This window comes from Candidatus Polarisedimenticolaceae bacterium, from assembly GCA_036275915.1.
Classification (GTDB): Bacteria; Acidobacteriota; Polarisedimenticolia; order Polarisedimenticolales; family DASRJG01; genus DASRJG01.
On the sequence record DASUCV010000014.1, the window covers coordinates 74143 to 99114 of the forward strand.

At 69.3% G+C, this 24972-nt stretch carries 24 protein-coding genes; 23 read left to right on the plus strand and 1 reads right to left on the minus strand.

Annotation, left to right across the window (positions count from 1 at the left end; all coding sequences use genetic code 11):
* From VFV19_11985 to VFV19_12095, 23 genes are all read left to right on the plus strand, one after another.
* On the plus strand, positions 1-1164 hold the full coding sequence (locus tag VFV19_11985; GenBank protein ID HEX4825021.1) for a GGDEF domain-containing protein: 1164 nt from the start codon (positions 1-3) through the stop codon (positions 1162-1164).
* On the plus strand, positions 1161-2369 hold the full coding sequence (locus tag VFV19_11990; protein HEX4825022.1) for a diguanylate cyclase: 1209 nt from the start codon (positions 1161-1163) through the stop codon (positions 2367-2369). The genes VFV19_11985 and VFV19_11990 overlap by 4 nt, the downstream gene beginning before the upstream one ends.
* Entirely contained in the window at positions 2366-3037 is a 672-nt protein-coding gene (gene tsaB / locus VFV19_11995) for a tRNA (adenosine(37)-N6)-threonylcarbamoyltransferase complex dimerization subunit type 1 TsaB (GenBank protein HEX4825023.1), read from the plus strand. Before VFV19_11990 ends, tsaB begins: the two co-directional genes overlap by 4 nt.
* A complete protein-coding gene (rimI, locus tag VFV19_12000) occupies positions 3034-3486 on the plus strand; it encodes a ribosomal protein S18-alanine N-acetyltransferase (protein HEX4825024.1) in 453 nt (150 codons plus the stop codon). The genes tsaB and rimI overlap by 4 nt, the downstream gene beginning before the upstream one ends.
* Before the next feature lie 28 nt (positions 3487-3514).
* Positions 3515-3700, plus strand: coding sequence for a YdcH family protein (locus VFV19_12005; GenBank protein HEX4825025.1), 186 nt, complete (start codon positions 3515-3517; stop codon positions 3698-3700).
* A complete protein-coding gene (locus VFV19_12010) occupies positions 3697-4305 on the plus strand; it encodes a phosphatidylserine decarboxylase (protein ID HEX4825026.1) in 609 nt (202 codons plus the stop codon). Before VFV19_12005 ends, VFV19_12010 begins: the two co-directional genes overlap by 4 nt.
* A gap of 15 nt (positions 4306-4320) precedes the next feature.
* Complete coding sequence (gene pssA / locus VFV19_12015) at positions 4321-5085, plus strand: CDP-diacylglycerol--serine O-phosphatidyltransferase (protein ID HEX4825027.1); 765 nt, start codon at positions 4321-4323, stop codon at positions 5083-5085.
* Entirely contained in the window at positions 5072-6013 is a 942-nt protein-coding gene (locus VFV19_12020; protein HEX4825028.1) for an Asd/ArgC dimerization domain-containing protein, read from the plus strand. Before pssA ends, VFV19_12020 begins: the two co-directional genes overlap by 14 nt.
* On the plus strand, positions 6010-7254 hold the full coding sequence (locus VFV19_12025) for an ABC transporter permease (protein ID HEX4825029.1): 1245 nt from the start codon (positions 6010-6012) through the stop codon (positions 7252-7254). Before VFV19_12020 ends, VFV19_12025 begins: the two co-directional genes overlap by 4 nt.
* Entirely contained in the window at positions 7247-7984 is a 738-nt protein-coding gene (locus VFV19_12030; protein ID HEX4825030.1) for an ABC transporter ATP-binding protein, read from the plus strand. Before VFV19_12025 ends, VFV19_12030 begins: the two co-directional genes overlap by 8 nt.
* Before the next feature lie 35 nt (positions 7985-8019).
* Positions 8020-10446, plus strand: a complete 2427-nt coding sequence (locus VFV19_12035) for an ATP-dependent Clp protease ATP-binding subunit (protein ID HEX4825031.1) — start codon at positions 8020-8022, stop codon at positions 10444-10446.
* Positions 10447-10597: 151 nt separating this feature from the next.
* Positions 10598-13240, plus strand: coding sequence for an outer membrane protein assembly factor BamA (gene bamA / locus VFV19_12040; GenBank protein HEX4825032.1), 2643 nt, complete (start codon positions 10598-10600; stop codon positions 13238-13240).
* Positions 13241-13273: 33 nt separating this feature from the next.
* Positions 13274-13873: an OmpH family outer membrane protein gene (locus tag VFV19_12045; GenBank protein ID HEX4825033.1), complete on the plus strand. Its 600-nt coding sequence runs from the start codon at positions 13274-13276 to the stop codon at positions 13871-13873.
* Between the two features lie 4 nt (positions 13874-13877).
* On the plus strand, positions 13878-14936 hold the full coding sequence (lpxD, locus tag VFV19_12050) for a UDP-3-O-(3-hydroxymyristoyl)glucosamine N-acyltransferase (protein ID HEX4825034.1): 1059 nt from the start codon (positions 13878-13880) through the stop codon (positions 14934-14936).
* Positions 14937-14941: 5 nt separating this feature from the next.
* Positions 14942-15370 carry a 3-hydroxyacyl-ACP dehydratase FabZ gene (gene fabZ / locus VFV19_12055; GenBank protein ID HEX4825035.1) on the plus strand — a complete coding sequence of 143 codons (429 nt, stop codon included), beginning with the start codon at positions 14942-14944 and terminating at the stop codon, positions 15368-15370.
* 5 nt (positions 15371-15375) lie between these two features.
* Entirely contained in the window at positions 15376-16158 is a 783-nt protein-coding gene (lpxA, locus tag VFV19_12060) for an acyl-ACP--UDP-N-acetylglucosamine O-acyltransferase (GenBank protein ID HEX4825036.1), read from the plus strand.
* Positions 16155-17102 (plus strand): Gfo/Idh/MocA family oxidoreductase, encoded by a 948-nt coding sequence (locus VFV19_12065; GenBank protein HEX4825037.1) that lies wholly within the window; start codon positions 16155-16157, stop codon positions 17100-17102. Before lpxA ends, VFV19_12065 begins: the two co-directional genes overlap by 4 nt.
* Positions 17099-18148 carry a serine hydrolase domain-containing protein gene (locus tag VFV19_12070; protein HEX4825038.1) on the plus strand — a complete coding sequence of 350 codons (1050 nt, stop codon included), beginning with the start codon at positions 17099-17101 and terminating at the stop codon, positions 18146-18148. Before VFV19_12065 ends, VFV19_12070 begins: the two co-directional genes overlap by 4 nt.
* 40 nt (positions 18149-18188) lie before the next feature.
* Positions 18189-19238, plus strand: a complete 1050-nt coding sequence (locus tag VFV19_12075) for a TonB C-terminal domain-containing protein (protein ID HEX4825039.1) — start codon at positions 18189-18191, stop codon at positions 19236-19238.
* Between the two features lie 45 nt (positions 19239-19283).
* Positions 19284-20492 (plus strand): LeuA family protein, encoded by a 1209-nt coding sequence (locus tag VFV19_12080; GenBank protein HEX4825040.1) that lies wholly within the window; start codon positions 19284-19286, stop codon positions 20490-20492.
* Complete coding sequence (locus VFV19_12085) at positions 20492-21754, plus strand: DEAD/DEAH box helicase (protein ID HEX4825041.1); 1263 nt, start codon at positions 20492-20494, stop codon at positions 21752-21754. Before VFV19_12080 ends, VFV19_12085 begins: the two co-directional genes overlap by 1 nt.
* On the plus strand, positions 21751-22314 hold the full coding sequence (rsmD, locus tag VFV19_12090) for a 16S rRNA (guanine(966)-N(2))-methyltransferase RsmD (GenBank protein ID HEX4825042.1): 564 nt from the start codon (positions 21751-21753) through the stop codon (positions 22312-22314). The genes VFV19_12085 and rsmD overlap by 4 nt, the downstream gene beginning before the upstream one ends.
* 96 nt (positions 22315-22410) lie before the next feature.
* Positions 22411-23736 carry a hypothetical protein gene (locus tag VFV19_12095; protein ID HEX4825043.1) on the plus strand — a complete coding sequence of 442 codons (1326 nt, stop codon included), beginning with the start codon at positions 22411-22413 and terminating at the stop codon, positions 23734-23736.
* A gap of 57 nt (positions 23737-23793) precedes the next feature.
* Here VFV19_12095 and VFV19_12100 read toward each other — a convergent pair whose 3' ends face one another.
* A complete protein-coding gene (locus tag VFV19_12100; GenBank protein ID HEX4825044.1) occupies positions 23794-24972 on the minus strand; it encodes a hypothetical protein in 1179 nt (392 codons plus the stop codon).

The following is a 24972-nucleotide window of genomic DNA, read 5'->3' on the forward strand; positions in this document are numbered from 1 at the left end:
GTGGAAGCGCCGCGTTTGGGCGAGCGGGCACGCACCAAGCTCCTCCATCTCCTCTCCGACGATCATCCGGACCCGGTGGTTTGGGTGGCTCGCCTCCGGTCGTTCCGCGAGTTCGAGACGGCTCCCGCGTTCGCCAGCGCCGTTCAGGTTCTTTTTCAGCTCGACCTCGACGATGCGGAGGCCGAGCACCTCCTGGAGCACGTCCTCGACCACCGAGCCGCGCTCGTGACGACGCTGGGGCGGGACCCGGGCATTCGCGTCGCCGCGATGGACTATCTGTCGAACGTCGAGAAGCGGTATGCGAACCCGAAGATCGTCGAGATGGAAGAATTTGAGGAAACCGAGCGCTCGGCGCGGACCGATCCTCTGACCGGGCTCGCGAACCGCCGCGTCTTCGACGAAGCGCTCGACCGCGAGATCCGCAGGAGCCGCCGCTACGGCTGGCCCCTGACCGTCGTCATGGCGGACCTCGATCATTTCAAGGTCGTGAACGATTCATTCGGCCATCTCCTCGGCGACCTCGTTCTCGAGCGGGCCGGGGAGGTCCTGCGCCACGCCGTCCGCGAGGCGGACGTCGCGAGCCGGTACGGCGGAGAGGAGTTCGCGATCGTGCTCCCGGAGACGCCGCGGGTCGGAGGCTTCGCGGTCGCGGAGCGGATTCGGTGTCGGATCGCGCGTGCCTTCTCCGAGCGCGGCGTCGGCGGCCACGAGGTCGCCTTGAGCATCTCGTGCGGCCTGGCGACCTACCCGGACGACGGCCTGCACGCGGTCGAGATCGTCGCCCGCGCCGACGAGGCGCTCTACGGCGCGAAGCGCGCGGGACGGAATCGCGTCTGCGTCCATCATCGCGAGAAGCGCGGCGCGTTCCGCTTTCCCCTCAAAGCGACGGCGCTCGTCACGCTGGCGACGAAGGCGTCGCCGGGCGCACAAGCGGTCAACGTCAGCCGGACCGGCGCGCTCGTCGCCGGCGCGGCCGGTCTCGGCGTCGACGACCCCGTCGCGCTGCGATGGAGCGCGGGCTTCGAGGTCGAAGGGCGCGTGACGCGCGTCGACGGCACCACCGCCGGGATCGCGTTCGATCATCCGGTCGCGGAAGAGCGCGTGATGGAGCACGTCTCGCTCGCGCGTCCTCTCTCTCGCGCCGGCCGGCGGGCCCGCCGTTGATCACACGCGAAGACGCGGTGCGTCTCAAGGACCAGCTCCTCGGCCTGCTCGCGGAGGACTCCCAGAACGCCGAGCGTCTCCTGGCGAGGCTCGACGGGATCGGCCGCGAAACGGGGATCCTCGCGCACGCGGCTCTGCTCCTCCTCCTGACGGGGCTCGCGTTCGACGAGGACGAGGCGCGCGCGCATTGGGAAGCGATCCTCGAGCACCGGCACGGCCTCTCGCTCGCGCTCGGGCGCGATGCGGGACTCAGGACGGCGGTCCTCGACTACTTCATCAACGTCAACCGGCGTCTCGCCCGGCCGACCCTCATCGACGTCGCCATGGAGCGGTCCGCTTCCGGGGGAATCGACGATCTCACCGGCCTCTCGACCGACCGTCCGTTCCGTTCGGCGGTCCAGAGCGAGCTCCGGCGGGCCAAGCGCTACGGTCATCCGGTCGCCGTCGTCCTGTTCGACATCGACGGCTTCGCGGCGGTCAACGAGCGGGCGGGAACCCTCGTCGGCAACCGCCTGCTGCGCGAGGCGGCGATGGTGCTCGGGAACAAGATCCGGGACATCGATCTCGCGGCGCATCCCGGCGAGGACGAGCTCGCGGTCCTCCTCCCGCAGACCGATCGGAACGGCGCGTTCCTCGTCGCGGAGCGCTTCCGTCGCGAGCTCGAGGCGCACTTCCGCAAGCGCGATGCGAACGGCCGGCCGGCCGACCTCACCGTCTCGGGCGGTGTGGCGTCGTATCCCGAAGACGCGCTCGACGCGGAGGCGCTCATGGCCCGTGCGGCCCAGGCCCTGTATCAGGCGAAGGCCGCGGGAAAGAACGCCATCGTCGTCCACAGCGCCGAGCGGCGGCGCTTCCTCCGGTTCGACCTGCGCTCGCGTCGCTGCGACATCGAGGTGCTGGCACCGCAGGACGCCGGCGCGGCCCACGTGCGCAACCTCAGCCGGAGCGGCATCCTGTTCGCGAGCCCCGAGCCGCTCGACGTCGGGGAGGAGGTCGAGATCCGGCTCGAGAGCGCCGATCGCGACACGGGCATCCGCCCCCTCACGCTGCGCGGCCGCGTCGTCCGCCTCGAGGAGGTCCCATCGGGCGAGCGAGATCGTTTCGAGATCGGGATCGCGTTCGACGTCGATCGTGGTTACGTGGAGGACGAGCTTCTCGCGTTCCTCGAGACCGCCGGCCCGGAGCGCGAAGCACCGACGGAATGATGCGGCTCCTCGCGATCGACACGTCGACCTGGTGGGGCGGCGCGGCGCTCGTCGAGACGTCCGCCGGCGGCCCGCGGCTCGTCGCCGAGATCGGTCTCGGCGTCGACGATTCCCACGCGGCGCACGCGCTCGCGATCGTCGAGGCGCTCCTCTCGGTCGCAGGGTGGCCGAAGAGCTCGCTCGACGCGTACGTCGCCGCTCGAGGGCCGGGCTCGTTCACGGGGATCCGCGTCGCGATGGGATTGGCGCGCGGCCTCGGCCTCGCGTCGGGGCGGCCGTGCCTCGGGGTGGGCACTCTCGACGCGATGGCGGAGGCGTTCGGGCCGGCGCCGCACGACCGCGTCCCGCTCCTCGACGCGGGGCGCGGCGAGGTGTACGGCGCGCGCTTCGACCCCGCCTCGACGCCGCCGTGCGCGCTCTCCGAGCCGTGGGTCGCGGCGCCCGAGACGGCGCTCGACGGCGGCGCCTCCGTGGTGTTCGGGCCGGGGGCGGAGCGCCATGCGACGGCGCTCCGCGCGGCGGGCTATCGCGATCCGATCGGGCGCGGAGCGACCTCCGTGGCCGCAGGCGCAGCACGGATCGCGGCGCGGCTCCGAGCGGATGCCGGCGACGTCGATTTCACCCCTCTCTACGTGCGCCCGCCGGACGCCAAGCTGCCACGCCCGTGAGCGAGGACGCGCTCCGCGTGGACTCGATGACGATTGCGGAGCTTCCCGACGTTCTCGCCATCGAGCGCGCGTCGTTCGACACGCCGTGGACGGAGGAGAACTTCCGCCACGAGATCGAGCGGAACCCGCGCGCGTGGAACGTCGTCGCGCGGCGCGGCGGGACGGTCGTCGGCTTCGCGTGCGCGTACCTCGTCGCCGGCGAGCTCATGATCAACGACGTCGCGGTCGCTCCCATCGAGCGGCGGAGCGGAGTCGGGCGCGCGATCGTCACGCACCTCCTCGACGGGGCCAAGGGCCGGCGATGCCGCCGCGCGACGCTCGAGGTCCGGCCGTCCAACGTGGGAGCAAGGCGGCTCTACGAGGATCTCGGCTTCGAGGCCGTGGGGCGGCGACGTGGCTATTACTCGGACACCGGCGAGGATGCGGTCCTCATGGCGCGCTCGCTCTAGGCTATAGTCACGATCCGGGGGTGACCTCATGGAAACCAAGGACCAAGCGAACCTCCACCGCCTCGTCCAGAAGCACGAAGAATGCGAGGCGCGTCTCGCCGAGCTGGCCGCACGGCGCTTCCCGACGGATGAGGAGCAGTACGAAGAGGCGACGCTCAAGAAGCTCAAGCTGAGGATCAAGGACGAGATGGAATCCATGAAGCGTCACGGATGAAGTTGGACCCCGCCGGACGGCCCTTCGTCCTCGCCCTCGCCGCCGTCACGCTCGCCGCCTCCTTCTGGTCCCTCCTTGCCGCGCTCGCCACGGGGGCGCTCCTCGTCTTCTGCATCAACTTCTTCCGCGATCCCGAGCGGGCGGTGCCCGTGGAGGCCGGTCTCCTCGTCAGCCCCGCGGACGGCCGCATCATCCGCACGGACGCCACGAGGATCTCGATCTTCATGAACGTGTTCGACGTGCACGTCTGCCGAGCCCCCGCGTCGGGGACGGTCGCAGAGGTCGAACGGACGCCGGGGCGCTTCCTCGCCGCCATGAAGGACGATGCCTCCGAGCACAACGAGCGAACCTCGATCGTCGTCGAGGGAGACGGCATCCGCTTCCGCTTCACGCTCGTCGCCGGCCTGATCGCGCGTCGCATCGTCTGCCGCGTGGCGCCGGGCCAGACCGTCGCCCGAGGGGAGCGCGTCGGCATCATCCGCTTCGGCTCGCGCGTCGACGTCGATCTCCCCGATGGAGCGACCGCGCTCGTGGCGATCGGCGATCGCGTCGTCTCGGGCGAATCGGTCCTCGCCCGCCTCGGACCCGGCCCCGGCCAGTCCTGATACAGTGCTCGGCCTATGGCCGGCCGGCGCAAGCTCAGTCGTGGCATCTATCTCCTGCCCACCCTGTTCACGACCGGCAACCTCTGCTGCGGCTTCTTCAGCCTGATCGAGTCCGCGCACGGACGCTTCGAGCAAGCGGCCCTCCTCATCGTCGCGGCCGGGATCCTCGACGGGCTCGACGGCCGCATCGCCCGCCTCACCGGGACGACGTCGGAATTCGGTGTCGAGTTCGACTCCCTGGCGGACATCGCGTCGTTCGGCATCGCGCCGGCGTTCCTCGCCTACGAGTGGGCGCTCATCCCGTTCCACCGCGTGGGGTGGCTCGTCGCGTTCCTCTTCGTCGCGTGCGCGGCCACACGGCTGGCGCGCTTCAACATCCAGCACGGCTCGACCGACAAGAAATTCTTCGTCGGGCTTCCGTCGCCCGCGGCCGCGTGGGCGGTCGCCACCGTCGCGATCGCCTTCCCCGATCCGCCGACTCAGCTCGGATGGTCGGTCCTCGTCGGCGTGCTCGTCGCGTCCGCGGCGTTCCTCATGGTCTCGCGCATCCGTTATCGCTCGTTCAAGGGGCTCGATCTCAAGAGCCGCCGTTCGTATCTCGCCGTCCCGCTCCTCGTGCTCATCCTGGTCGCACTCCTGAGCCACCCGCGATCGATCATGATCGTCGCCGGGGCGTATCTGCTCTGGGGGCCCGCGGCGTGGTTCACCGCGTGGCTGATGCGCGGACGCGCCGTGACCGAGCGGACGGTACCGGAGGAGATGCCGCATGGCACGCGCTGAAACTCGCGAACGTATCGCCGTCCTGGGCGCGACGAGCCCCGCGGGGGGCTACCTGCGCGCCGCGCTCGCGGAGCGCGGCATCCCGGGAGAGCGGATCGAGCTCTACGGCCACGGAAGGGACGTCGCCGTGCTCTCCGAGTACGACGGCGAGGCCAGGCTCGTCCAGCCGGCGGGCGACCTCGACGCGTCGGGCTTCGCAGCCCTCTTCGTGTGCGAGGAGGGGCACGATGCGAACGCGCTGACGGCGGCGGCGGGGAAGGGATCGCTCGTCGTCGACCTCTCGGGCTCGATCGCGGCTCCGGCCGTTCCGATTCCGCACCCGCTCACCCTCCTGCTCGAGCCGCTCATGACGGCGCTCCACCGGCGCTTCGAGCTGACGCGCGCGGGGCTCTTCGTCCTGCGGCCGGCATCCGACTTCGGCGCCCCCGGCCTCGAGGAGCTGCGCGAGCAGACGGTGCACCTCCTCCGCTTCGAGTCGGCGCCGGCGGAGGTATTCGGCCGCCAGCTCGCCTTCAGCGTGATCCCCGCGCATCTCTTTCCCGCCGCCGAGCGCGGAGCCGCCGATCGCGTCGCGGCGGAGTTCCGGGCGCTCCTGCAGGCCCCGGACCTGGACCTCACGGTGTCGCTCGCGCTCGTGCCGACGTTCCTCGGCCACGCGATCGCGATCCACGCTGCGCTCCGCTCCGGCGACGCGCCGGCCGTCGCCGAGGCGCTCGCCGCCGTGAAGACCATCACGGTCGCGACCGACCCCGAGACCGGATCGACGCTCGACGCGCCGGAGGAGGCGGGGCTCGTCGTCGCGCGCATCGACGACGCCGGTGCCGGCCGCGTGCGGCTCTGGGTCCTCGGCTCCGAGCCCGGCGCGCTCGCCGCCGAGCGCGCGATGGCGGCGGCGTCCGAAGCCGGAGTGCTCGTGAACGCGTCGTGACCGCCCCGTACGAGCTGCGTCTCGCGGTGCGCTACCTGCGCGTCCACCGCGGGCGGACGTTCCTTTCGGTGATCACGATGATCTCGGTCGCCGGCGTCGCGGTCGGCGCCGCGGCGCTCGTCATCGCCCTCTCCCTCATGACCGGCTTCGAGGCCGACATGAAGCAGCGCATCCTCCGGGGGAGCGCCGATCTGCAGGTCCTGGACCGCGGCGCGGCCACCTTCGAGGACGCGGAGACGGTTCGCGCCACCGCGGCCGCGGTGCCGGGAGTCGTCGCCGCGGCGCCGGTCCTGTTCTCGCCGGCGATGATCATGAACGACAGCGGGGGATCGCCGTCGTACGCGGAGGTCGAGGGGGTCGATCCATCGCTCCAGGACCGGGTCGTCGATTTCGGGCCCGAGGCGCCCGCCGATCCGCTCAAGGCGCTCGGCGCCACGGGGGCTACCGGCCGGCCGGGCGTCGTGCTCGGCGCCGATCTCGCGGCACGCCTCGCCGTCAAGCCCGGCGACGCCGTCCGCGTCCTCGTGCCCCGCGTGATCCAGACCCCGTTCGCGCCGATCCCCAGGAGCCTCGTTCTCCAGGTCGCCGGAACGATCAGGACCGACGCGTACCCGCAGGACTCCCAGCGAGCCTACGTGGCGCTCGACGTGATCCGCCGCCTTCTCGATGCGCACGGCCGAGCGTCGTGGATCGAGGTGCGGCTCGCCGACCGGCGCCGCCTCGCGTCGCAGAAGGTCGCGGTGGGTAGAGCGATGGGCGACCGGTTCGTCGTGCTCGACCTGCTCGAGCAGAACAAGGAGATCTTGAAGGCGTTCAACACGGAGAAGCTCTTCCTCTTCCTCGCCATCGCGCTCATCGTCGTCGTCGCGTCGCTCAACATCGTGTCGACGCTCGTGCTCATGGTGAACGACAAGGTGCGCGAGATCGGAACGCTGACCGCCATGGGCGCCAAGCCGCGATCGATCGCCGCGGTCTTCATGCTCCAGGGGCTCGTCATCGGTGTGGTGGGGACCACGGTGGGGCTCACGATCGGCACGGCCACCGCGTGGTGGCTCGATGCCTACCAGATCATGAAGCTCAACCCGGACGTCTACTTCGTCTCGCACGTCCCCTTCGAGACGCGTCCTCAAGACGTGGTGCTCGTCGGCGCCGCCGCGCTCGTCATCGCCTTCTGCGCGACGCTCTATCCCGCCTGGAAGGCCGCGCGCTTGCGTCCCGTCGAGGCGATCCGCCATGAATGAGCGGATCCTCGAAGCGCGGGGCCTCGTCAAGAGCTACCGGAGCGGCGAGAAGGCGCTCCCCGTCCTGAGGGGGCTCGACCTCGACGTCGCGGCCGGCGAAGCGGTCGCCGTCGTCGGGGATTCCGGCGTCGGCAAGTCGACGCTCCTCCATATTCTGGGAGGACTCGATCTTCCGGACGACGGAACGGTCGCATTTCGAGGACGTGATCGCGTCTTTCCACGCGCGGGGGACCTGTCCGAGTACCGCAACCGCGAAGTCGGATTTATATTCCAGTTCCACCATCTGCTGCCGGAGTTCACGGCGCTCGAGAATGTCGAGATGCCGTTCCGCATCGGACGGAGGCCGGGCGATCCTTCGGGGCCGTCCCGGGAGATCTTGGAGCGGCTCGGATTGGCGGATCGATTGACGCATCGCCCCTCGGCACTCTCGGGGGGCGAGCAGCAGCGAGTGGCCATCGCGCGAGCGGTGGCGCCGGGTCCGGCGGTTGTCCTGGCGGACGAGCCGACAGGAAACCTCGACCCCGGGACGGGAGCGGCGGTGTTCGAGATGCTGCGGAGTCTCCAGGAGGAGCGCCGTTTCGCGCTCGTCGTCGCGACGCACAGCGAGCGTGTCGCGCACGGCTGCGACCGCATGCTCCGTCTCGTCGAAGGCCGGCTCCGTGCGATGGAGGAGGGCGAGGCGACGCGCTATTTCGGAGGCGAAGGGGCGGACGGGGCCGACGTAGAGTAGAACGATCGTCGGGGCTGTCCCGACGGGAGAGCGACATGTTCGAGAAGTTCACCGAGAAGGCGAAGAGGATCCTCTTCCTCGCGCGCTACGAGGCGAGCCAGCAGGGGAGCAAGGTCATCGGGACCGAGCACATCCTCCTCGGCCTCCTCAAGGAGGGCGAGGAGACGACGCGAGAGCTCTTCACGCGCGCGAACGTCTCGATGGATCTGCTCCAGGCGGAGCTCGAGCGCCGCAACCCGACCCGCGAGAAGCTCTCCACGTCGGTCGAAATCCCGTTCAGCGAGGAGACGAAGAAGGCCCTCCAGTTCGCCGAGGAAGAGGCCGAGCGGCTCATGCACCCGCACATCGGCACCGAGCACCTGCTGCTCGGCCTGCTCCGGCTCGAGGATTCGGTCGCCGGGCGGATGCTCGCCGAGCGCGGGATGCGCCTCTTCGCGGTCCGCGAGGACGCGGTCAACATCTACAAGCGGCGCGCGCTCCCGAAGAAGAAGAAGGAGACGCCGTTCCTGAACGAGTTCGCGCGCGATCTCTCCGAGATGGCGCAGCGCCGCGTCTTCGACCCGCTCATCGGCCGCGAGATCGAGCTCGAACGCGTCGTGCAGGTGCTCTCTCGCCGCCGGAAGAACAACCCGGTGCTCCTGGGCGAGCCCGGCGTCGGCAAGACCGCGATCGTCGAAGGGCTGGCGACGCGCATCGTGGACGGCGAGGTGCCGCCGTCGCTCCTCAACAAACGGATCCTGGCGCTCGACCTCTCGCTCGTCGTTGCGGGGACGAAGTACCGCGGTCAGTTCGAGGAGCGCCTGAAGGGGATCATCTCCGAGCTGACGTCCTCCGACGACGTCATCATGTTCATCGACGAGATCCACTCGCTCATCGGCGCAGGCTCGGCCGAGGGCTCCCTGGACGCGGCGAACATCCTCAAGCCGACGCTTTCGCGCGGCGAGGTGCAGTGCATCGGCGCCACGACGCCCCGCGATTATCACAAGTACATCGAAAAGGACCGGGCCCTCGTCAGGCGCTTCCAGCCGATCACGATCCGTCCGCCGGACGAAGGCGAGACGATGTTCATCCTCGAGGGAGTCAAGGAACGGTACGAGCGGTTTCACGGCGTGCGCTTCGACGAGGAGGCGCTTCGCGCCGCGGTGTACCAGTCGCACCGCTACATCACCGACCGGTTCCTCCCGGACAAGGCGATCGACGTCCTGGACGAGGCCGGCGCACGCGTCAAGCTCGGCAAGCGGATCTCCTACGGCGAGATCAAGAAGGTCGAGCAGGAGCTCCGCCGCGCGGTCGAGGGGATGAAGAACGCCCTCGCCCGCAAGGACTTCGACGAGGCGGTCGCGTACCACGACAAGGAGGTCACCCTCCGCCGCCGGCACGAGGAGCTGAAGCAGCGCTACGAGGACGAGGCCAACCGCATCCTCGACGTGACGCGGGCCGACGTCGAGGAGGTCATCGCACGCTGGACCGGCATCCCGATCCAGTCGGTGGCGCAGGAGGAGCTCGACAAGCTCCTCAATATGGAGAGCTACCTCCACGACCGGATCATCGGCCAGGAAGAGGCGATCTCGGCCCTCGCCCGGGCGATCCGCCGCTCGCGCGCCGGCCTCAAGAGCCCGAACCGGCCGATCGGCTCGTTCATCTTCATGGGGCCGACCGGCGTCGGGAAGACGGAGGTCGCCCGCACGCTCGCGGAGTTCCTCTTCGGCTCCGAGAAGTCGCTCCTGCGCTTCGACATGTCCGAGTACATGGAGAAGCACGCCATCGCCAAGATGATCGGCTCGCCCCCGGGGTACGTCGGCCACGAGGAGGGCGGCCAGCTCACGGAGCGGATCAAGCGGAAGCCCTACAGCGTGATCCTCCTGGACGAGATCGAGAAGGCGCACCCGGACATCCTGAACATCCTCCTGCAGGTCCTGGAGGACGGGATGATCACGGACGCGTACGGCGAGGTCGTCGACTTCAAGAACACGATCGTCATCATGACCTCGAACATCGGCTCTCAGCACATCGCCCGGACCTCCGGCCGCCTCGGCTTCCAGAACCCCGAGCGCGACCAGCAGTTCAAGGACCGCCGCGACATGGTCATGGGGGAGATGAAGCGGACCCTCTCGCCGGAGTTCATCAACCGCATCGACGAGATCATCGTGTTCGACGCGCTCACCGAAGAGCAGCTCCGGGACATCGTCCGCATCCTGCTCCGGCGCGTCAACGCGGCGCTCGCCGACCGGCGGGTCGAGATCGTCGTCTCCGACGAGGTCAACGACTGGCTCGTGCGCACGACCTGCACCGACCGGTCGTACGGGGCCCGGCCTCTCCGGCGCGCGATCCAGAGGTACATCGAAGATCCGTTGTCAGAGGCCCTGATCAAGGGCTCCGTGGCTTTGGGTGCCCCGATCGAGGTCTTCATGGACGGGGACAAGCCGGGGTTCCGTTCCGCCCTGCAAACGGCCTCTTCCTAGCGCTCCGCGTCACCGATGCCGCAGCCTCCACCGCCCGTGCGGCGGAGGTGTGCCTCCCGCAGTAGAATGGCGCGCCTTTTCGTCGCGGACGTGCGCCTTCGCGCGCGCCGCTCACGGGAAGGTGTGCTGAGGGTGGAGCGACGACGACCGGATGAGTCTTCGCATCGTCAAGACCGCGATCGCCGTCGGTCTGGTCGCGCTCGCCACACTCACGGCGCGCGCGCAATCCGGGACCATCGAGAGCGTACAGGTGCAGGGGCTCGTGCGCATGACGAACGAGGCGTTCGCGCACGCGTTCGGCATCCGCGCCGGCGACCCGTACGACCAGGCGCGCGTTCGCGCGGCGTTCCGGCGCCTGTGGGCGCTCGGTCTCTTCGACGACATCACGATCGATCAAGAGACCGGTGAAAACGGCGGGACGGTCCTCGTCGTCAAGGTCAAGGAGAGGCCGAGCCTGTCGTCGGTGACCTACCAGGACAACAAGGTCCTCACGCGCACGACGATCGAGGAGCGATTCAAGGACAAGAAGATCGTCCTCGACGTCGGCAAGCCGCTCAACCTCAAAACCGTGTCGGACGCGGAAGCCGAGATCCGCATGATGCTCGGTGAGAAGGGTTATCTCGACGCCCAGATCGGCCACAAGGTCGACTCGCCGACGCAGGCGACGGTCTCGGTCGAGTTCACGATCAAGCCGGGCGGCAAGACGAAGATCAAGCAGATCACCTTCGTCGGCAACAAGGTCTACAAGTCGAAGACCCTCCTCGCCCAGCTCCAGCTCACCGCGCCCTACCACTGGTTCAAGTTCTGGAGCCAGAAGGCGCTCTACCATCCGGCCAAGTGGGACCAGGACTCCGGACACATCCGCGATCTCTACCTGAACGGCGGCTACCTCGACATCGACCTCCGGCCGCCGGTCATCGACCTCAAGGAAGACTCCGCTCAGGCGAAGGCGGCGGCCAAGCAGAAGAAGAAGGCGCCCCCCGAGCCGCCTCCTCCGGCACCCTCGCCCCCCGAGGACCAATCGGAGATGTCGGCCAAGGAGAAGAAGGCGTACGCGAACGCCGTCAAGAAGGCGAACGCCGCGCAGAAGAAGTACGAGAAGGCGGTCTCCAAGGCGGAGCCGGTCATTCAGAGGTGGGCCTATCTCACCGTGCCGGTCGTCGAAGGGCCGCAGTACAAGCTCGGGGTCAAGAGCGTCAGCGGGAACACGATCTTCAGCGACAAGGAGCTCCTTGCCGACGTCTTCATCGCGCCGGGCTGGATCGTCAACAACGGCCTCCTGGACGTCGGCGTGAAGCGGATGCAGCGCCGCTACGAGGACAAGGGTTACGCGTACGCGACGGTGCGGCGCGAGATCGACCGCCATCCCGACGAAAAACTCGCCGACGTCAAGTTCGACGTGAGCGAGGACAAGCCGTACTTCGTCGACCGGATCGAGTTCACCGGGAACACCGCGACGCAGGACAAGGTCTTGAGGCGCGAGTTCCGGATCAAGGAAGGCGACCTCTTCAGCCGGACGACGCTCGATCTCTCCACCCAGAAGGTCAATCAGCTCGGGTACTTCCAGGTCAAGCCCGAGGACGTGGTCGTGCAGCCGGTCGAGAACACGAACGGGGTCGACGTCAGCGTCCCGGGGCAGGAGCAGGGGCGGAACGAGATCCAGGTCGGCGGCGGCTACAGCGGCGCCGATGGCGCGTTCTTCACCGGTTACTACTCGACCAAGAACTTCCTCGGCCGCGGCCAGATCGTCTCGATCTCGCTCCAGCTCGGCGGGCGCCGGAACCTCTACCAGCTCGCCTTCCAGGAACCCTGGTTCCTGAACCGGCCGTACACGCTGGGGTTCACCCTCTACCGCGGCAACCAGGACTACGGCGCCGCCCAGCGCAGCCAGTCGAAGGGGTTCGGCGTCGTCCTCGGAAGACAGATCGGCTACTTCCAGCAGGTGCAGATGCGCTACGACTTCCAGCGCGTCCAGTCGAACGGCTTGGCACCGCAGGTGGGCTTCGCGACGGTGCCCGGGACGACGACCCCGCTGACCTCGGTGATCGCGACCAACACGATCTCGAAGATCACGCCGAGCTGGTTCCGCAACAGCATCAACAACCCCTACCGGCCGACGGCGGGATGGTCGCTCTCGACCGACATGGAGATCGCCGGCGGTCCGCTCGGCGGCGACACCTCTTACATCCGGCCGCGGATCCTCTTCACGAAGTACATCCCGTTCTACAAGCGCATGTACTTCGGCCTCCACATGGAGGCCGGCATGATCCGGACGTGGGCCGGCGGGAGCACGCCGAACGCCGCGAACGTGAACGGGGTCCCCCGTTTTCAGCGGTTCTGGCTCGGCGGCGAGACCTACGGACCCCGGATCTTCCAGACGCGCGACGTGTCGCCGTTGCGGTGGGTCCGCCTGAACGCCTTCGGCGAGGTGATCGAGGCGACGAAGGATCCGTCGGGCCGGCCGGTGCGCGATTTCGACCTGAACGGCGACGGGGTCGTCAACCGGGCCGATCTGGTCGCCCTTGGAGGCGACCGCTACTGGCTGAGCATGTCCGAGCTCACGATCCCGTTCCAGCAGGCGGTCGAGCTCGCGTTCTTCTTCGACGCCGGGAACGCGTTGTACGAAGATACGCCTTGGTCGCTCGCCGACTACCGGGCCTCGGCGGGAGTCGAGCTACGATTCTATCTTCCGGTCTTTCCCGTGCCCTTGCGTTTGATTTACGGTTGGCCCATCCGGAAGCTGCCCGAAGACCGGACGAGCCCGTTCACCTTCTCCATCGGGCGAAGTTTCTAGACGCTGAGCTGTGAGCCGGCGAAAAGGAGTTCCATGAACCGCACCGTAGTCCTGATCGCGTCCCTCGCGGCGGCGGTGGCCGTCCCCGCGCGGGCGCAAGCCCCCGCCGCTCTCAAGATCGGCATCTTCGACGCCAACCGCGTCTCGGAGGAGACCGACGAGGGAAAGAAGATCGCCGCGAAGCTCTCGGCGTTCGGCGACAAGAAGAAGGCCGAGCTTGCGGCCAAGGACAAGGAGATCGCCGACCTCCGGGCGCAGCTCGACTCCCAGAACCTGTCCCTCTCGCCCGAGAAGCAGCAGCAGATGCAGAAGGACATCCAGCGGAAGACGCTCGAGCTGCAGCAGGGGCAGGAGGCGGCGCGCAACGAGTTCCAGATCGAGGTCTCGGACGCGCAGAACAAGTTCCAGGAACAGCTGATCCGCGTCATCAACCAGTTCGGCCGCGACGAAGGGTTCACGCTCATCATCGAGCGGACGACCGGAGGGGTCGCGTTCGCCGCCGAGGCGATCGACGTGACGACGGCCATCGTCGACAAGTTCAACGAGGTCGTGAAGCCCGCGGCCGACGACAAGGCGGCGCCCGCCGCGGCGAAGCCCGCGACTCCGGCCGCTCCCGCGCCGAAGAAGCCCTGACACGTTGAGCACGGAACGCCAGCCGGCCCGCTTCAAGCTCTCCGACCTCGCGGCGGCGGTCGGCGGCCGTGTGCTCGGCGATCCCGAGCGCACCGTCACCGGCGTCGCGACCCTCGAGGGAGCCGGTCCGGACGACCTGTCGTTCCTCACGAACCTGCGATACCGCCAGGCCGCCGACGGAACGCGTGCCGGGGCCGTGCTCGTCGGTCCCGACATAGAGCTCGCGGGCCACGATCTGCTGCAGGCGCCCGAGCCGTATCTGGCGCTCGCCGTCATCCTCGAGCGGATGCACCCGGACCGCCGGCCCGATCCGGGAGTATCCGCGGACGCCCGCGTCTCGCCCTCGGCCCGGCTCGGCGAGGGCGTCTCGATCGCGCCGTTCGCCGTCGTCGAGGCCGGGGCGACGGTCGGCGACGGAACGGCCATAGGCGCGGGCTCGTTCGTCGGCGAGAGGGTGGCGATCGGACCCGGCTCGCGCCTTTACGCGCGTGTCGTCGTGTACGCCGGCACCGCGATCGGCGCGCGGTGCGTCGTCCATGCGGGCGCGGTCCTGGGTGCCGACGGATTCGGATTCGCGACCTCGCGCGGCGTCCACCGCAAGGTTCCCCAGATCGGCCGCGTCGTCCTCGAGGACGACGTCGAGATCGGCGCCAATACGACGGTCGATCGGGGGTCGATCGGCGACACGCGGATCGGCGCCGGCAGCAAGATCGACAACCTCGTCATGATCGCGCACGGCGTGGTCGTCGGTCCGGGCGCGCTCATCGCCGCGCAGGTCGGCGTCGCCGGGAGCACGCGGATCGGTCACCACGCGATGATCGGTGGTCAGGCCGGGTTCGTGGGGCACCTCGCGATCGGGGACCGCGTCATCGTCGGCGCCCGCGGAGCGGTCTACAGCGACCTCGACGACGGGAGGTTCGTGGCCGGGAACCCCGCCATGGACCATCGAACCTGGAAGAGATCGCAGGCGATTCTGAAGGAGCTTCCGGAGATGCGCGCGCGGATCCGCGCGCTCGAGCGGCGGCTCCAAGACCTGGACGGGAAGGCGGGGAGCGAAGCGTGAGCATCATGGACATCCGGGCGATCCTGGAGAGGATCCCCCACCGGTACCCGTTCGTGCTCGTCGACCGGGTCGTCGAGGTCACCCCTCGCCAGAGGATCGTGGCGATCAAGAACGTGACCTACGACGAGCCGTTCTTCCCGGGGCATTTCCCGGGTGCGCCGGTCATGCCGGGCGTTCTCATCCTCGAGTCGCTCGCCCAGACCGGGGCGCTCCTGCTCTTCGACGAGGTTCCCGACCGCGGATCGAAGCTCGTCTACTTCGCGGGAATCGACGGCGCCCGCTTCCGGCGGCCGGTCGTCCCCGGCGACCAGCTCCGTCTCACGATGGAGATCGTGAAGATGCGGGCGAGGACCTGCAAGATGAAGGGCATCGCCACCGTTGAAGGCGAGATGGCGGCCGAGGCGGAGATCATGTCCGCGCTGGTCGAGAGGTGACGCACGTGAGCGAAGCCTGGATCGATCCCCGCGCGGTCGTCCACGAGGACGCCTCGATCGGGGCCGACGCGTTCATCGGGCCGTTCTGCGTCGTCGGAGCCGAGGCGACGGTCGGCGATCGCACGCGGCTCGAGTCCCACGTCGTCCTCGACGGAAGGATCACGCTCGGCCCGGACAACGTCGTCGCGCCGTTCGCCAGCCTCGGCGGCCCGCCGCAAGACCTCAAATACAAGGGCGAGCCGACGTCGCTCGAGATCGGGTCGGGGAACCAGATCCGCGAGTACGTCACGATCAGCCGCGGGACGTCGGCCGGCGGCGGCGTGACGCGGATCGGCGACGGCAACCTGCTCATGGCGTACACGCACATCGGTCACGATTGCCGGATCGGCAGCCGCATCGTCTTCGCCAACGCGGCGACCCTCGCCGGACACGTCGAGGTCGGCGACGACGCCACCGTCGGCGCCGCGTGCGGCGTCCACCAGTTCGTCCGGATCGCGAAGCACGCCTTCATCGGCGGCTACTCGACGATCCCGCAGGACGCGCTGCCGTTCGTCATCACCGCCGGCAACCGCGCCTCGAGCCACGGGATCAACCTCGTCGGCATGAAGCGCCGCGGGTACCCGCCTCCGACGATCGAGGCGATCAAGCGCTGCTACATGACTCTCTTCCGCTCGAAGAGGCTCCTCGCCGATGCGATCGCCGAGGTCGAGGCGGAGAGCGGGTCCATCCCGGAGGTCGCCTACTTCCTCGAGTTCGTGAAGTCGACGAAGCGGGGGATCCTCCGATGAGCGACGCGCCGATTCCCGTCGGCGTCGTCGGTGTGGGCCACCTCGGACGGCACCACGCGCGGATCTACGCCGGGATGACCGGCGTCAAGCTCGTCGCCGTCGCCGATCACGATCAGGAGCGGGCGGCCGCGATCGCGAAGGAGTTCGGCTGCGACGCCGTGCGCGACGCCTCCGAGCTGGCGGGCCGTGTCGTCGCGGCGAGCGTCGCGACGCCCACGATCCATCACCGGCTTGCCGCCGAAACCTTGCTCGCCGCCGGTGCGGACGTCCTCATCGAGAAGCCGATCGCGCCGACGCTTGCGGACGCGGATGCGATCCTCGACGCGGCCACGAAAGCCGGACGCCTCATCATGGTCGGGCACACCGAGCGGTTCAACCCGGCGATGACCGCGCTCAGCCGGGCGGTCGACGCGCCGAGGTTCGTCGAGATCCACAGGCTTGCCGGGTTCTCGCCGCGGTCGACCGACGTCGACGTCATCCTCGACCTCATGATCCACGATCTCGATCTGCTCCTCTGGTTCGACGGCTCCGATCCGGTCTCGGTCGATGCGGTCGGCGTGGCGGCCCTCACCGACAAGATCGACATCGCGAACGCCCGCATCCGGTTTGCATCCGGGTGCGTCGCCAACGTGACGGCGAGCCGCATCTCGGCGGAAAAGCTCCGGAGGATCCGCGTCTTCCAGTCGCGCACCTACGTCGCCTGCGACACCGGAGAGAAGAAAGTCGAGCGGTACCGGCTCGTCATCGGCTCCGACCGGAAGCCGGCGATCCAGCACGACGCGCTCCCTGTGGAAGACGGCGAGCCGCTCGGTCTCGAGCTGCAGGCGTTCGTCGAGGCGGTCAAGACGCGCCGGAGTCCGCCGGTCGACGGTCTCGCGGGCCGGCGCGCGCTCGAGCTCGCGCTCAAGGTGGGGGAGGCGATCGCCGCCGCGGGCGTCGTTTGAGCCTGCGGGAGTTCCTCGAGGGTGAGATCCGCGCGGGCGCGATGCCGGCCGCCGCGTGGTGGGTCGGGGACGGAACGCGGACGATCGATGAGGGCGCAGCCGGACACGCCGTGCTGACGCCGCACGAAGAGAAGGCCGGCAGCGACACCGCGTTCGATCTCGCCTCGCTCACGAAGCCGATCGCCACGGCCCTCGTCGCACTCTTGGAGGGTCTCGAACTCGAGGCCACGCTCGGCGCGTGCTTCCCGGAGCTCGCGCGGGGGCCGTTCGCGGATCGGACGCTCCGGGAGACGGGCACGCATCGCGCGAGGCTTCCGGCGTGGCTCCCGCTCTATGCGTGGGGATCGACGCGGGAGGCTTACGTTGCCGCGATCGCAAGCGCGAAGGCGGGACCCGCGGGCGAGACCGTCTACTCGGATCTCGGCTACCTCCTCCTCGGCTTCGCGCTCGCGTCGTCGTCGGGCCGGCCGCTCGATCGTCTCTTCGACGAGAGGATCGCGAAGCCTCTCGCGCTGGAACGGACCGGCTTCCCGGGAACCGGCTCACGGTTCGCGCGCGCCGCGGCGACCGAGCGCGGGAATGCGTACGAACGGAGGCTCGCCGGGGATCTGGCGGCCGGCTGCGAATTCCGGTCGGCGCTCATCCGGGGTCACGTTCACGACGGGAACGCTTGGGCGCTCGGCGGCGTTGCCGGGCACGCCGGGCTCTTCGGCACGGCGAAGGAGGTCGGATCGATCACGCGGGCGCTCCTCGACCCGCGGCCGCTCGGCGTCGGAGCGGAGCTCCTCACCCCGCTGTGGGCCGCGGACACGGCACCGGGCGCCCGTACCTTCGGCTTCCACCGGGCCGCCGATACCGAGTCGGTCCGCGGCGTGCTCCCCGACGACGCAGTCGGCCACTTCGGGTTCACCGGGACGTCCCTGTGGATCGACCGGTCCCGCCCGAGGATCTACGTGCTGCTCACGAACCGCGTCCACCCGGACGTGCCGGGGGTGGACTTCACACGCACGCGCCGGGGATTCCACGAGCGCGCCGCCGCCCTGTGACCGGCGCGAATGCCGCACGACCGGTAAAATGTCGCCGCTGATGGATGCCCCCCGCACGACGATCTCGCTCGGCCCGTTCGAGCTCTCGATCCGGCGCAACGAGGAGGGCAGGCGGGTCGGACTGCCAGGCTCGGTCGGCGTCCACATCCTGATCCTCGCGCTTGCGCTCCTCATCTCGGCGCACACCGCGAAGACGGCGCGCGAAAAGGAAAAGGTCCTCGCGCAGGAAACGCCGATCCCGATCACGTTCGTGAGCCCGATCCCGGAGCCGCAAGTCCCGAAGCCGCCGGCGCCGAAGGCGCCCCCCGTCGACATGCGCAAGATTCCACCGCAGGCGGCGAACAAGCCTCTGCGCATGCAGCCGGTTCCCGAGGTCACATCCGCGCCACGTCCGAAGACCGACGCCAAGACTCACCAGAGCTCCGGTCTGCACGATACGAGGCCGGCCGGCGGCCAGGCCGGCGGCCCGCTTCCGCAGCCCACGACCGGCGCCCCCGAAGCGCAGGCGGATGCGAATCCGGCGTCGCCGCTCGACGAGTCGAAGGATCTCCAGGGACGGCTCCAGGATTTCCGGCACGCGCTCGAGGCGCCGCGGCCGCCTTCTCCCAAGGGACCGAAAGGCGGGGGAACGGGGCTGGGCGGGATCAGGATGCCTGCGCTTCCGCAGACCGGTTATGACTTCGGCAACCTCCAGTTCGAGAACAGCGGCGAGTACGACTGGGAAGACTACGGACGCCAGATCTACTACGTGATCTGGGCCGAATGGCATCGCCAGCTCCTCGGCACGTCGAATCTCTTCGAGCGCTGGTCCGCCGAGCGTCGCATCGCCCTCTTGAATCACCAGGCCCGCGTTCGCTTCACGATCGCGCGATCGGGGCAGGTCACGGACGTCGCCGTCGAGGTCGGCTCCGCCTGCGTTCCCTTGGACGACTCGGCGGCGAACGCGCTGAAGGCGGTGATCCTCCCGCCGCTGCCCGAGGACTACAAGCGCGACTCGGAGACGATTCACGCCACCTTCCGGGCGGAAGGACCGATCCACGGCATGGGCTCGTACCTCCAGCAGCTCCGCGACTATTGCACCTGCTTCTAGGCCCCGTCGTTGACGCCCCTCGGGCGCACCCACTACGATGCGGACGTGCGCGATGAATTGATCCACGACTGGAACGTCGAAAGCGACGCCGGGCGTTCGGGCCCAGTCCTCCTCGACGATGAAACGCTCCGTGACGGGCTGCAGTCGCCCTCGGTGACCGATCCCGCGATCGAGGCGAAGCGCCGGCTGCTCCATCTGATGGACGAGCTCGGCATCGACACCGCGGACATCGGGCTCCCCGGTGCCGGTCCGAGAGCCGAAGCGGACGTGCTCGCGCTCGCCCAGGAGATCGCGGCGGCGAAGCTCCGGATCGAGGCGAATTGCGCCGCGCGCACGATGGTGCGCGACATCGAGCCGATCGCGCGCGTGACGCAGAAGACCGGCGTGCCGATCGAGGCGTGCCTCTTCATCGGCTCGTCGCCGATCCGCCAGTACGCGGAGGGGTGGGACGAGGAGTTCCTCGTCCGCCAGTCGGTCGACGCGATCGCGTACGCGGTGAAGCAGGGTCTGCGCGTCATGTACGTGACCGAGGACACCACGCGTGCCCGGCCGGAGACGGTCCGCCGCCTTTACGGGGAGGCGGTGCGGGCCGGCGCATCACGGGTCTGCATCGCCGACACGACCGGCCATGCGACCCCCGAGGGGGCACGGCGTCTCGTGCGCTTCGTTCGCGGCGTCCTCGACGAGGCCGGCGGCACGGCGATCGGCGTCGACTGGCACGGTCATCGCGATCGCGGGATGGGGCTCGCGAACGCGATCGCGGCGTTCGAGGCGGGGGCGACACGGGTCCACGGCACCGCGCTCGGCATCGGTGAGCGTTGCGGGAACGCCGAGATGGATCTGCTCCTCGTCAATTTGAGGCTCCTGGGATGGATCGACCGCCCGCTCACGAAGCTGGGCGACTACTGCCGCACCGCCTCCGAAGCGCTCGGCATCCCGATTCCGGACAATTACCCGGTCATCGGACAGGACGCGTTCGAGACCGCGACCGGCGTGCACGCGGCGGCGGTCATCAAGGCGTACAAGAAAGGCGACGCGTGGCTCGCCGATAGGATCTACTCGGGCGTGCCCGCCGCCGACTTCGGCTTCCGCCAGTCGATCCGGATCGGTCCGATGAGCGGGAAGTCGAATGTGATCTGGTGGCTTGAGAGCCGCGGCATGGAGCCGACCGAAGAGCGCGTCGACCGGATCGTCGCCGCGGCGAAGGGCTCGGACCGCCTTCTCGAGGATGTCGAGATCCAGGCTCTCGTCTGATGACGGACACTTTCCGGGCGTTCCACTTCCGCGAGGAAGTCCAGCGCGCGCTCGACGAGGCCGGCTATGAAGCGCCGACACCGATCCAGGCGCAGGCGCTGCCGCTCATCCTCGCCGGCCACGATCTCGTCGGCATCGCGCAGACCGGGACCGGCAAGACGCTCGCCTATCTGCTCCCGATCCTCCAAGCGAACCGCCCGTCGGCGGACGGTCCACAGGCGGTCGTCGTGTGTCCGACGCGCGAGCTCGCGATCCAGGTCGCGGGAGAGGCGGAACGTTTCGGCAAGCACGTGGGGTTCCGCACCGTGCTCGCCTACGGCGGGACCTCGTCGGGCCACCAGAAGCAGGAGATCAACCAGGGCTGCGATCTGCTCGTCGCGACGCCCGGACGCCTCCTCGACTTCCTCAACCAAGCGTGGCTTTCGCTGCGACGCGTGCGCTTCCTCGTCCTCGACGAGGCCGACCGCATGCTCGACATGGGATTCATCAACGACGTCGATGCGATCGTACGGAAGGCGCCGATGAGCCGGCAGACGCTCCTCTTCTCAGCGACCTTCCCCGACGAGATCAAACGCCTGGCCGACCGCTACCTCCTGCACCCGGAGACGGTCCGCATCGATGCCGTCATCCGCGTCAAGGAATCGGTCGACCACGCGTTCATCGAGGTCGCGGGCCGACAGAAGGTCGAGGCGCTCATGGCGCTCCTCGACCGCGACCGGCCGGCGAAATGCCTCGTCTTCACCGCGACGCGGGAGATGACCTCCGAGCTGACGCGGCGACTGCGGACGCGCAACCACGAGGTCGTGTCGCTCTCGAGCCTCTTGAGCCAGTCCAACCGCGAGCGCGCACTCACCGCGTTCCGCACGGGAGTGTTCGACGTGCTCGTCGCCACGGACGTCGCGGCGCGCGGCCTCGACATCGACGACATCGACCTGGTCGTGAACTTCGACGTGCCGATGCACGCCGAGGAGTACGTGCACCGCATCGGAAGGACCGGCCGCGCCCACCGTGAGGGCCGCGCGTTTACGTTCGTCTCCGAGCTCGACGCGCGCCGCGCCCGGCAGATCGAGGACCTCCTCGGGCACCCGGTCGCGCGCGAGACGATCGACGGGTTCGAAGCGGCCGCTCCCGCGGAGGGCCGCAGCGGAAAGCCTCGGGAGAGGGGACGCTCGCACGGGTCCGGCCACGGCCACGGCGGACAGCGCGGCGGCCGCGGACGAGGTCCCCGCCGTCGTGGGAGCGGGACACCGCCGGCGTCGTGACGCATCCCGGGACGCTGCGCATCGTCGCCGGACGCCTCAAGGGCCGAAAGATCCCGGTGCCCGCCGATCCGGAGCTCAGGCCGACCGGCGACCGCGTCCGCGAGGCGCTGTTCAACATCCTCGGCCAAGACCTGACCGGTTTCCGCGTGCTCGACCTCTACGCGGGTACCGGAGCCCTCGGGTTCGAAGCGTTGAGCCGCGGCGCTTCGGGTGTGGTGTTCGTCGAGGCGTCGCCGCGCACGGCAGCCGCCATCCGCCAGAGCGCCGAGACGCTGGGAGTCGCCCTCGAGTGCCGGATCTTTGCCGGCCGGGTCGAGCAGGTCCTCGATCGGACGAAGCTCGGCGGGCCGTTCGAGATCGTCCTGGCGGATCCTCCCTATCGCGAAGAGGCTGGTGCCGGCATCGTCGAGGCGATCGACGCAGGGCGCGTCCTCGGCCTCCACGGGACCCTCGTCGTCGAACGCGAGTCGCGCTCAGCCGCCCCAGAGGGGACGGTCGGCCTCAAGCGCTTCCGGACGGCGAAGTACGGCCGGACCTCCCTGGATTTCTTTAAGTATTAGAAGCATCCAGGACTGTCTGGCTCGGGCGTTGAATTCCCGACCGGCCTGCCTATATTTGGCCGCGGTCAGCTTCTTGCTCGGACGAAGGAGTCGTCGATGAGAATCCCGGTCAGGGTTGGGGTGACGGTTCTGGCCTTCCTTGTCGCGGCGCTGCCGCTCATGGCCGCCGAGGGCGAGCCCGCGTCGGCGGATTCGACGATCAAGCCGGCCGCACCGGCGGCGGATCAAGCCGCACCGGCGGACTCGACGATCAAGCCGGCGGCAACGGCGGAGGCGGCCGCACCGGCCGAATCGACGGCAAAGCCGGCGCCGGCGAAAGCCGCGGTGCCCGCGGGGACGTCGACCCGGCCGCCGAAGAACCTCAAAAAGGTCGGCGATCACTGGACCGCGTGGGATCCGCCGCAGCCCGCGGGGGAAGGCGCGTACGTCATCCAGAAGGACGACTGCTTCTGGGACCTCGCCGGAAAGTGGCTCGGCGATCCGCACCTCTGGCCCCAGGTCTGGGATCAGAACCGTTACGTGCTCGACAGCCACTGGATCTATCCGGGAGACCCGCTCTCCGTGCCGGCGAAGCCGAACGTCGTTCCGCCGGAAGGTCCGCCGCCGTCAGCGGCAGCGAATCCGACCGACACCGGTGCGGGCAACACCACCGAGACGGCGCAGGCGGCCGCGCCGGCGGCGCCGCCGGCAGAAGCTCCGGCCCCCGCGCCCGCGCCGCCCACGCGGACGACCCCTTCGATGATCCAGATGGCCGACGAGCGCGACCTCTACTGCTCGGGATGGATCGACGACCAGCACCAGCCGTCGCTCCTGAAGATCGCGGGCGGTGAGCTCGAGAAGATCATGCAGGCGCACGACGACATCGTCTACCTCAACCAGGGTCGCACTCAGGGGATTCAAGCCGGCGCCGATTACGTCGTCGTGCGCCCGGAGCGCAAGGTCGTGCACCCGGCGACGAAGGAGATGGTCGGGACCTACACGCAGCGACTCGGGCATGTGCGTGTCCTCTGCGCGCAGGAGAACACCGCGACCGCCGTCGTGGTCAGCTCGTGCGAGGACATCCGGCCGGGTGACGAGCTCCTTCCGTGGAAGGAGCTGCAGAGCCCGATGATGGACCACGTTCCGCCCATGGATCGATGCGCGGAGCCGTCCGGCCTCGCGCAGGGTTGGGTCATCGACGGCGGCCCGGATGCCCTTCTGTCGGTCGGCGGCGGCAACCTGATCTCGACCGATCTCGGTCCCGAGGACGGCATCCGCCCCGGCTCGCTGCTCACGATCTATCGCGACAACGGCGACCTGCCTCGCAAGGTCCTCGCCCAGGGCGTCGTCCTGAGCGTCGAGAACAAGACCTCGACCGTGAAGCTCGTCACCTCGCGCGTCGAAGTCCGCCCCGGCGATCGCGCGGAGGTCCTCCAGCAGTAGGCCATTCCGACGAAGGATCGATGAAGGCCCGCGGGTTCGTCCGCGGGCCTTTTCGTTTCAGATCTCCCGAAGCTTCTTGCGGAGCAGGAGCAGCTCGAACGCGAGGCCGGCTTTCGCCGCGACCCGTCTCATGAGCGGGATGTCGGGGCGGGTCATCGGGGCGTCGTCGGCATCGAGGTAGAACAGGGCGACCGTGCGTTCCTTCACCACGATCGGCAGGACGAGAACGGTCGCCGGCAGCCTTCCGCCCAGCGCCGTGTACAGGTCGCGGTTCGCCGGGAGCGCCGGGACGACGCCGAAATAGAAGTCCCGGCTCGTGAGCGCGGTGTCGAATACCGTGCCGCTCCCGGAAGGCACCGTCACCGCGCGGAGCTGTTCCGTCTCGAATGCCCGTCCGCGTCCCGCGACGCCGCGGATTCCGTCCTTGCCGGCGGCGAAGAGGCCGCACCGGGTCGCCCGCTCGCCGCAGAACGCGAAGAGAGCCTCGGCGATCTCGTCGCGATCACGCGCGGCGGCCAGCGCTTCGTCCAAGCCGTCGAGTGACGCCGGCTCCGGGGCTCGCGCCACCGCCGCTCGCGAGGCGTGCCTCGCGGGGTCGGTCTCGGAGGCGTCGCCCGCCTCGCGCGGCATGAAGTCGTCGATCTCGAACTGCGCGTCCATCGGACGCCCGTCGAGGCCGACCTCCGGCTCCGGGGACGCGGGAGCCTCCTCGGAGGGCGCTCCTGGACGGGACCGCTCGTGCGCCGGCGACTGTTCCGGGACCAGGCGGATTCCTCTCGTGCTCTCGAATTTGAGGCGGTAGTGGCGCTCGAGCGCCTGGTAGACCCGCGGCTCGGCCGCGATCCACGGCTCGACCGTGTGACCGACGGCCGCCTGGATCTCACGAAGCGCGACCGGATCGCGCGGATTCGCCGTCGCGATGCGGAGGCGGCCCTGCTCGAGGCGGAACGGGCAGACGCGGTGGCGCTCGACGAGCGGAAGGGGAATCGCCTCGAGCGCTTCCGCGGTCGCCGTGCGCAGGTGCTCCCACGACGCGTAGGGGACTCCGGCCACGTCGGTGAGCGCCTCGCCCAGGACCGGCTCGCTCACGTATCCGAGACGGAGCAGGTGCGAGTCGAGGCGCCCGCCGAAGAAGCTCTGCGTGCGCCTCGCCTCATCGATCTGGTCCGGCGTGATCCAGCCGTGCTCCAGAAGGTACTCGGCCACCCGCCTGGCGATCAACGGTTCGCCGTCCAT